Raw genomic sequence first — 6,000 nt, forward strand, 5'->3', positions numbered from 1 at the left:
TGCCGGAAACGCCCTCAGGGGTGAATCCGGGACAGCCGGGCGGGTGACGGGTCCGCCCGACCCGCCCCACGGCCGCGGCGGTGCCGCTACAACGGCTTCCCGTGAAGCCGAGCCGCGCGCCCCGCGCCACCGCCCCCGTCAGCGTCGCCGCCCTGACCCTGGTCCTCGCGGTCTGCCCGGCCCCGTCCGCGGCGGCCCGTACGGCGCCGCGGGCCGACGCGGCCGCCGTTGCGGCAGCCGCCCCGGATCCCGTCGTCTTCGTACACGGCTGGAACAGCGACGGCTCGACCTGGGCCACCATGGCCGGCCGGTTCCGGACCGACGGCTGGCCCGCCGGCCGCCTGTTCCAGTGGAGCTATCCCACCGGCCAGTCGAACGCCACCACCGCAGCCGCGCTCGCCGCCGAGATCGACCGCGTTCTGGCGGCCACGGGAGCCGCCAAGGTCGACCTCGTCACCCACTCGATGGGATCCCTCTCCTCCCGCCACTACCTCAAGAGCCTGGCCGGGGCCGCCAAGGTCGACGCCTGGGTCTCCCTCGCGGGCCCCAACCACGGTACGAACACCGCCTACTTCTGCGGCGGCGCGTCCTGCGCCGACATGCGGCCGGGCTCCCCGTTCCTCACCGCCCTCAACACCGGCGACGAGACCCCCGGCGCCACCCGCTACGCCACGTGGAGGTCGCCGTGCGACCTCGTCGTCAGCCCCGAGAGCACGGTCGTCCTCGCCGGCGCGGTGAACCACGTGACCCCGTGCCTGCAGCACACCGCGTTCCCCACCGACAAGGCCGTCTACGAGCAGGTCAAAGCACACATCGGCTGAACCGCCCGGCGGTCACGTCGAGCAGCCGTTCGCCTTCAGGTCAGGAGCAGGACGAGACCGGCCAGCAGGGCGGCGCACGAGAGCGCGACGACCAGGAACACGGTGCGCCTGCCGGCACCGCGCAGGCGCAGGGCGTGGGCCAGCGGGCCCACCGGGGCGGTCTTCTTCTCATTCTTCTTCACGGCGGTCTCCTTGACGGTTTCGGTGGCGCCGGACGAGGCCGACGAGATGCACGTCGGGGTTCAGGGGGCGCCCCGCTGCCGCAGGGCCTCCCGCAGCCGCAGCAGTGCGCGGCTGCGGGCCCGTGCCCGCAGCAGGCCGAGTCCCGCCGCGGCGACGAGGGCGGCACCGGCCAGGGCGGTGGCCAGTGCCGCGGCCGGGGCGGCGCGGGCCGCGGCCAGCGCCGTACCCGTCACCGCGGTCACCACGGCGACGGCGAGTGCGAGCCGGGCCGCCAGCACCCGGTCCCGCGCGAACAGCGGCCGGCGCCTGGTCAGCGCCCAGCCGGCGAAGGCGGCCCAGGCCAGTCCGACGGCGATCAGCCCGGTGAAGGCCGCCCGCGTACGCGCCGGAAGCGGATCCGGCTCGGTGGCCCACAACACCCCGATCAGGGCCGCCGCACACCCTCCCGCGAGCCCCACGGCCACGTGCCGCAGCCGGGAGCCCAGCGAGACCTCCGCAGCCAGCGCCCGCTCGACGGCCTCGGGCACGCCCTGCTGCCGGGCTGCGGAGTCCTGCTCGCTCACGCCTCGTACCCTTTCTCGGCGAGGGCGCTGCGCAACATGCGGCGCGCCCGGTGGAGCCTGCTCTTGACGGTGCCGGGCGGCACGCCGAGCACCTGCGCACAGGCGCCCAGCGGCAGGTCCTCCAGGTGGAACAGGATCAGCACCTCCCGCTCCAGGGGCGGCAGCCCGTTGAGGCTGGCTTCCACCTGCATCGCGGTCAGCACGTCGCCGAGGGGGTCGTCGACATCGGCGTCGGCGTCCTCCACGACCGTCTCCGCCGCCCGGTACGCATGCCGCAGGTGGTCGGCGACCGCGCGCCGGGCGATGGTGAACAGCCACGGGGCGAACCGCTCCGGCTGCCGCAGCCGCGGCAGCCCGCGCACCACGGCGACCCACACCTCCTGCGCGAGATCGTCCGCGAGGTACGCCGAGCCGACCATGCCCCGCACGTACCGCCACAGCGGGGCGTGCCACGCACGCACCAGCTCGGGGAACGCCTCCCGCTCACCGAGCTGGCAGCGCACCACCACCAGTAGCAGCTGCTCGCGCCGCCCGTCGCCGCTCACCGCACCTCCAGGTCCCCGGCACGTCCCGCCAAGACAGTCGGTGTCCGCGACGGAAAGGTTCACACGAGGTCGTCGACGGGCGGGGCCACGGGGCCGAAGAGGTCGGCGATCGTGGTCAGGGCACGAAGACGGGGTCCGGGTCGACCTCACCGCCGGGTGGTCGGCCGCCAGCTGCGCGGCCGTCGACCAGTGGGTGGTGGCCGTCCTGCCGTCCAGCAGCCCGGCCGCCGCCAGCAGGTGGGCGCCGACGCACACCGACGCCACCCGCCGGGCCAGTGGCGCGGCCGTCCTGATCCAGGCCACCACGTCCGGGTCGATCCTGGCGACCGGCCCGTCGGGGTGCACGTCGACCGCGCCGGGCACCAGCAGCGTGTCCAGTACACCATCCACTTCGGCGAACGTGAGGTCCGTGACGAGCCGCACGCCCGCCGACGTGGCGACCGTGCCGGCGGCCGGGCCGGCCGGCTGTACGCGGTAGCCCGCCCGGCCGCCGGTCTCCCGGTCGGCCAGCGCGAACACCTCGGCCGGGCCGGTGACATCGAGGAGGTCGACATCGGGGAAGACCGCGATGACGACGCGACGGGTCGTGGACATGCCCCCGTCGTCGCCGCCCCTCCCGCACGGCTGCAATGACGGTGTTCTGTGACATCCGGACAGGCGTGCAGGGGCCCCGGGGTGCGGACTACCGGGGGCCGGCGATGCCCACGTGCAGGGCCAGCGTCATGAAGGCCGCGGTCAGGGCGGGCGCGCCGGCCTGCGCCAGGTAGGCGACGAAACCGCCCATCAGCTGCTGGAGCCGTGGGGGAGACGGCTCCTCCCCGGCCGCCTCGCTGCGCAACGCGTCCAGCGCCCGCCTCGCGCCGGCCTCCTGGTCGGTCGACAGGTCCAGCCGCGAGATGACGCCCAGCATCAGTTCGACGAACGGCGCCACGGCCGCCGAACCGGCGTCCGCCGAGATGGTGGTGGAGGTCTGCGTGGCGTTGTCACCGTTCAGGAACTGTCCGGTGGCGGCGCCGTGGATGGTGATGCCGCCGCGGCTCTGGTTCTCGGTCATCGGTTTCCCGTCCTGGTCCTGGTCTCGTGCGCGGGCCGGCGACCGCCGGCCGCGGTGTGGTGGACGTCAGCCGTGCGTGGGCGGCCCGAGGCACTCGATGCCTTCCGGACCGCCGAACGCGGAGCAGGGGACGCGCTGCAGGGCGGCCTCCTCCGGCTTCGGTAGGGCGGTCACACCGGGAGCGATGTGCACGCGGGGGCGTTGGGCGAAGACGCCGGCGAGGGCGGCGGTCGAGCCGCCGTCGCTCAGGTCGGTGCTGGACAGGCCGATGTACCGGCCGGTGGTGAGGTTCAGCGTGCAGGTCCTGGTGCCGTTGGGGTACGGCTCCTGGCGGCCGGTGTCCTCGTCGGAGCCCCTGGCGTTCGGATCGGCCGGGCCGGGCGTGGTCGGCCCTTCGTCGCAGCCGAACCATTCGGGTTCCCCGTCGAACGGGCGGGAGAAGCTCCGGGCCGTGCCCGTGATCTTGGCGGTCAGGTTCATCTTCGTGTTCAGCGGGACCACGAACGTGCATTCGCGCGTGGGCGGTGTGGACTGTGGGGACGCCTTCAGGTCCAGCGGCGGCTGGACGCAGGGCCGCGTGCCCGGTGTGTCGGGGGTGACGGTGACCTCGAACTCCTCCGACCCCAACTGGACGGCCACCAGGGCGGTTTGCGGCGCGGTCGGGGACCGGTCGGCGGTCCGCCGCATGCAGTCCTGTCGTGCGGCCTCGTCGTCGGGGCTGGTCGTCGTGGCGCACACGGTGCGCTCGCGGTCGGCCCGGACGGTGCAGGACGAGGAGGGCGAGTCCTCCTCGCACCCCCAGTAGACGAGGTTCACGCCCTGCGGGAGCGGTCCGGCGGGAATGACCCGTACGGGCCCGCGCTCGCCCCTGGCCACCTGCGAGACCTTGGTGCAGTCGGTCTTGCCCGTGCCGCTCGGGCAGGCGCTCTCCGCCGTACCGGGCATGTCCTTGACCTCGAAGAGGTTGGTCGCCACGTGGACGTGCAGGGGCACGGTGGGCGGAGTCTGCGCGGGGCCTGCGCCCTGGCCCGGGATGGTCACGATGCCGAAGCCGGCCGCCGTGATCAGCGAGCCGCCGATGATCACCTTGGCGAACAGCGACAGGCCGCCCGGATCCACGGGCGGCGCGGGGAGTCCCGGACCGGGCGCGGGTGCCTGCGGGTCGGGCGCAGGGGGTGACGACGGGGCGCCGGCGTCCCCGGGGTGGGTGGAACCCTGGTGCGGCGCGGGCTCGGATCCCGACGGGCCGGTGTCCGTGCCGTGCTCGGCCCCGCCCCCGCCCCCGCCCGTGTCCGGACTGGTGTCCGTACCGCTGCCGGTGTCCGTGCCGGGGTCGGTGTCCGTGCCCGTGCCCGTGCCGGGGTCGGTGCCGGGGGACGGGGCGGGGCCGGGTGCGATCTGCGCCTGCGCGCCTTCGGCGAGGGCGGCGCCGGCGGGGTCGCCGAGGGCGTGCCAGGCTGCCGCGGCCACCCCGAACGCGGCGGCCGCGGCGCCCCGTTTGCCGGTCAGCCACGAGCGCACACCGGACTCGTACGTGAAGTACGCGTGGGCGCGCTCGTCACCGGCCTGACGGGCCGAGGCCAGGCCGCGGCCGATGATCCGGTCCCACGCTCCCCAGCGGAGGGAGCACGCCGTGCCGGGGGCGGCGGCCCGGGTGAGGGCGACGCCCAGGTCCGGCCGGCCCGCCCGGCCGACGGTCTCTGCGAGCCCGGCGATCAGCAGACTGTGGTCCGCCAGGGCTGCGGGCGGGGTCCGCCGGTCCGCGGCCCATCCGGCGAGCCGGGTCGTCGCCTCCGCGACCTGCTGTGAGGTGAGCGCAAGGCCCTCCGGCAGCGGCCCGCCCGGATCACCGGCCAGGCGGACGTGCGGACCGGTGCGGTTCAGCAGCCCCAGCCCGGTCAGCCGGTCGACGGCGTCCGCGACGGCGGTCGTGGTCGCGCCGGGCACCAGCAGCGTGAGGACGTCCACGGTGGCCTGCGCCCTCGGCGCCACCGCGAGGAACGCCAGGACGTGCCGGGACGCGCCGCCCAGCCGGGCCACGGCCCCGCGCAGCAGTTCCGGGACCTCGGCGGGCGCCGGCAGTACGGCCTCCCCGCCGGGCGTGCCGTCCCCGGCGGGGCGGGCCAGGGCCGCCGCCCTGATCAACGCGGCGGGATGCCCCCGGCTGGCCCGCCACAGCGCGGCGGCCGCGTCCGTCTCGGCCGGCAGCAGCGGGCGTTCCAGCGTGCGGGCCAGCAACTGCTCGCCCGCCGACGGGGAAAGGCCGGCGAGGGCGATGGCCTTGCCCTCGCCCCACAGCAGGCGCTCGCGCGAGGTGAACGCCACGGTGCCCGACGGCACCGCGTCCTGGAGCCGGGTCAGTTCCCGGGCCGGCACGTCGAGGTCGTCGATGACGACGCAGAGCCGGAGGCCGGCCAACAGGCGGTGCAGCTCGCCCTCGCCCGGGCGGTAGCCCGGGGCGTCGTAGCAGGCCTCGAAGACGCTCTGGGCCAGGTCGTCGACGTCCTTGCCGTACCCGTCGAGGAAGACCACGCCGTCGTGGTGGCCGACCTCGAACACCGCGTGGCGGATCAGGGTGCTCTTGCCGATGCCCTCGGGGCCGTGCAACCCGGCCGGCTCGTTGCCGGTGATGCTGCGCACCAGGGCCGCCAGCTCGGTGTCCCGGCCGAGGGGCGGGCGACCCGCACGGCGCGGCAGGCGCTCGATGCGTTCGCGGCGCACCGGTTTGGGGGGGCCGGGGGGGCCCCCCCCAGGTCCCCCCCAACGTGTTTTGTTTCCGCCAACGCGCCAGGAGTTGGTTTTTTTTCCCGTGGAGCACCTTCCGACCGCGTCTT

Annotated in this window: 6 protein-coding genes and 1 pseudogene; 1 reads left to right on the forward strand and 6 read right to left on the reverse strand. The window is 75.4% G+C overall.

Translation table 11 applies throughout. The features are described from left to right. Window positions 1-101: 101 nt before the first annotated feature. A complete protein-coding gene (locus ACZ4VL_RS22530; RefSeq protein WP_468202683.1) occupies window positions 102-821 on the forward strand; it encodes an esterase/lipase family protein in 720 nt (239 codons plus the stop codon). A gap of 35 nt (window positions 822-856) precedes the next feature. On the opposite strand, the gene ACZ4VL_RS22535 is transcribed toward ACZ4VL_RS22530, so the two are convergent. The 6 genes and pseudogenes from ACZ4VL_RS22535 to ACZ4VL_RS22560 all read right to left on the reverse strand — a co-directional run bounded on the left by ACZ4VL_RS22535 (window position 857) and on the right by ACZ4VL_RS22560 (window position 5,887). After that, on the reverse strand, window positions 857-1,003 hold the full coding sequence (locus ACZ4VL_RS22535; protein WP_468202686.1) for a hypothetical protein: 147 nt from the start codon (window positions 1,001-1,003) through the stop codon (window positions 857-859). Window positions 1,004-1,063: 60 nt separating this feature from the next. Then, the gene (locus ACZ4VL_RS22540) at window positions 1,064-1,567 is read right to left on the reverse strand and encodes a transmembrane transport protein (protein ID WP_468202689.1); all 504 of its coding nucleotides are present in this window, start codon (window positions 1,565-1,567) and stop codon (window positions 1,064-1,066) included. After that, complete coding sequence (locus ACZ4VL_RS22545) at window positions 1,564-2,175, reverse strand: RNA polymerase sigma factor (RefSeq protein ID WP_468202692.1); 612 nt, start codon at window positions 2,173-2,175, stop codon at window positions 1,564-1,566. Before ACZ4VL_RS22545 ends, ACZ4VL_RS22540 begins: the two co-directional genes overlap by 4 nt. A 58-nt stretch (window positions 2,176-2,233) precedes the next feature. Further along, a pseudogene (locus ACZ4VL_RS22550) lies at window positions 2,234-2,706 on the reverse strand (DJ-1/PfpI family protein); the annotation flags it as partial. 88 nt (window positions 2,707-2,794) lie between these two features. Further along, window positions 2,795-3,166 (reverse strand): hypothetical protein, encoded by a 372-nt coding sequence (locus tag ACZ4VL_RS22555; protein WP_468202695.1) that lies wholly within the window; start codon window positions 3,164-3,166, stop codon window positions 2,795-2,797. A 66-nt stretch (window positions 3,167-3,232) separates the two neighbouring features. Beyond that, on the reverse strand, window positions 3,233-5,887 hold the full coding sequence (locus ACZ4VL_RS22560) for a hypothetical protein (protein WP_468202698.1): 2,655 nt from the start codon (window positions 5,885-5,887) through the stop codon (window positions 3,233-3,235). Window positions 5,888-6,000: the final 113 nt, after the last annotated feature.

The sequence above is a fragment of the Streptomyces sp. NPDC029014 genome (assembly GCF_055564695.1).

Bases quoted from the DNA above. Each gene is read 5' to 3' on its own strand.
- ACZ4VL_RS22555 (WP_468202695.1), bottom strand. From the start codon at position 3,166: ATGACCGAGAACCAGAGCCGCGGCGGCATCACCATCCACGGCGCCGCC.